General features: G+C 67.3%; 2 protein-coding genes and 1 pseudogene. All 3 read right to left on the bottom strand.

Annotation, left to right across the window (positions count from 1 at the left end):
• The coding region (locus tag AC1DOC_RS30645) for a 1-deoxy-D-xylulose-5-phosphate synthase N-terminal domain-containing protein (protein ID WP_478131224.1) at positions 1–805 on the bottom strand (805 nt) is incomplete at its 3' end.
• A 57-nt stretch (positions 806–862) separates the two neighbouring features.
• Positions 863–1,741, bottom strand: coding sequence for a phosphoribulokinase (locus AC1DOC_RS30640; protein ID WP_012748125.1), 879 nt, complete (start codon positions 1,739–1,741; stop codon positions 863–865).
• 51 nt (positions 1,742–1,792) lie between these two features.
• Positions 1,793–2,144: pseudogene (locus tag AC1DOC_RS30635) on the bottom strand (class 1 fructose-bisphosphatase); the annotation flags it as partial.

Genomic DNA, 2,144 nt, shown 5'->3' with positions numbered 1-2,144 from the left:
ATGCCTCGCCGTGCGCCTTGGCGGTGCCCGCGCGGTTCGGCGATCCCTGGCCGATGCGCGTCTTGCAGCACACCAGCACCGGCCGGTCCGAAGCCGTGGCTTGCGCGATGGCTGCGTCGAGCGCCGCGGCGTCATGGCCGTCGACGTCGCGCAGCACGGTCCAGCCATAGGCTTCGAAGCGGCCCGGCGTGTCGTCGTTGAACCAGCCGCCGACCTCGCCGTCGATCGAGATGCCGTTGTCGTCGTAGAACGCCACCAGCTTTTTCAGGCGCCAGGTGCCCGCGAGCGAGCAGGCCTCGTGGCTGATGCCTTCCATCAGGCAGCCATCGCCCAGGAACACATAGGTGCGGTGGTCGATCACCTCGTGGCCGGGGCGGTTGAATTCCTCGGCCAGCAGCTTCTCGGCCAGCGCCATGCCCACCGCATTGCTGATGCCCTGCCCCAGCGGCCCGGTGGTGGTCTCCACGCCGGGCGTAACGCCGACCTCGGGGTGGCCCGGCGTGCGCGAATGCAGCTGGCGGAAGCGCCGCAGCTCCTCCATCGGCAGCGCATAGCCGCTCAGGTGCAGCAGCGCATACAGCAGCATCGAGCCATGGCCGTTGGACACGACGAAGCGGTCGCGGTTCATCCAGCGCGGATCGGCCGGGTCGTGCCGCAGGCGGTGCCGCCACAGCGCCTCGGCGATGTCGGCCATGCCCATCGGCATGCCCGGRTGGCCCGAGTTGGCGGCTTGCACCGCGTCCATGGCCAGCGCGCGGATGGCGTTGGCGCACTGCGTGCGCAAGGCGAGGTTGTCGATCGTCATGCGAGGTTCCGGTTGGTTCGTTGTGCGTGAGGGGTTCGTTCTGCCGCGGCGCGCGCGCTAGATCGCGTAGGACTTCTTGCGCCGCTCCATGAGGCGCAGGATCATCGGCGTGAAGATCAGCTGCATCGCGAGCTCCATCTTTCCGCCCGGCACCACCAGCGTGTTGGCGCGCGACATGAAGGAGTCGTGCAGCATGCTCAGCAGGTACGGAAAGTCGAAGCCCGTCGGGTTGGCGAAGCGGATCACCACCAGGCTCTCGTCCGGGCTCGGGATGGTGCGCGCAATGAACGGGTCGGAAGTGTCGACCACCGGCACGCGCTGGAAGTTGATGTGGGTGCGCGTGAACTGCGGGCAGATGTAGTGCACGTACTCGTTCATGCGGCGCAGGATCACGTCGGTCACGGCCTCGGTCGAATAGCCGCGCGTGTTCTTGTCGCGGTGCAGCTTCTGGATCCACTCGAGGTTGATCACCGGCACCACGCCGATCAGCAGGTCGACGTGGCGCGCAATGTCGACCTTCTCGGTGGTCACGCCGCCATGCAGGCCTTCATAGAAAAGCAGCTCGCTGTCGGGCAGCGTTTCCCACGGCGTGAAGGTGCCGGGTTCCTGCTTGTAGGGCGCCGCCTCCACCGCGTCGTGCAGGTACTTGCGGCTCTGGCCGACGCCCGCTTCGCCATAGTCGCGGAACAGCGCCTCGAGCTCGGCGAACAGGTTGGCGTCTTCGCCGAAGTGGCTGAAGTTGCGGTTGCCGGCGGCCTCGGCCTCGGCCATGGCCACCTTCATGGAATTGCGGTCGTAGCGGTGGAAGCTGTCGCCCTCCACAATGGCCGCCTTGACGCTCTCGCGGCGGAAGATGTTCTCGAAGGTCCGCGTGACGGACGTGGTGCCCGCGCCGGACGAGCCGGTGATGGCAACGATGGGATGTTTGGCTGACATGGTGGCCTCGGGGAGATGAAGAAATCGTGCGGAGCGGCAGGGCCTCGTGGTTCAGGCGGCAGTCGCAAAGAGACCGCGCTTGCCGAACAGCGGCGCCTGGTAGGTGTCCTGCGGCTCCTCGCTGTGGTAGGCCTCCACGCGCGCCACCTCGTCGGACGAACCGAAGACGAAGCCGATGCGCTGGTGGATCGACTCCGGCTCGACCGCCATCAGGCGCCGCCGGCCGGTGCTGGCCATGCCGCCGGCCTGCTCGATCAAAAACGAGATCGGGTTGGCCTCGTAGAGCAGCCGCAGGCGTCCGTCGCGGCCCGCTTCCTTGCTGTCGCGCGGGTACATGAAGACGCCGCCGCGCATCAGGATGCGGTGCACGTCGGCCACCATGCTGGCAATCCAGCGCATGTTG

Source organism: Variovorax sp. 01T439_2 (genome assembly GCF_056398445.1).
This window is presented reverse-complemented; position numbering and strand designations above follow the sequence as displayed.

Excerpts from the sequence above, each read along its gene's own strand:
- AC1DOC_RS30640 (WP_012748125.1), bottom strand. The coding sequence starts at position 1,741 with ATGTCAGCCAAACATCCCATCGTTGCCATCACCGGCTCGTCCGGCGCG.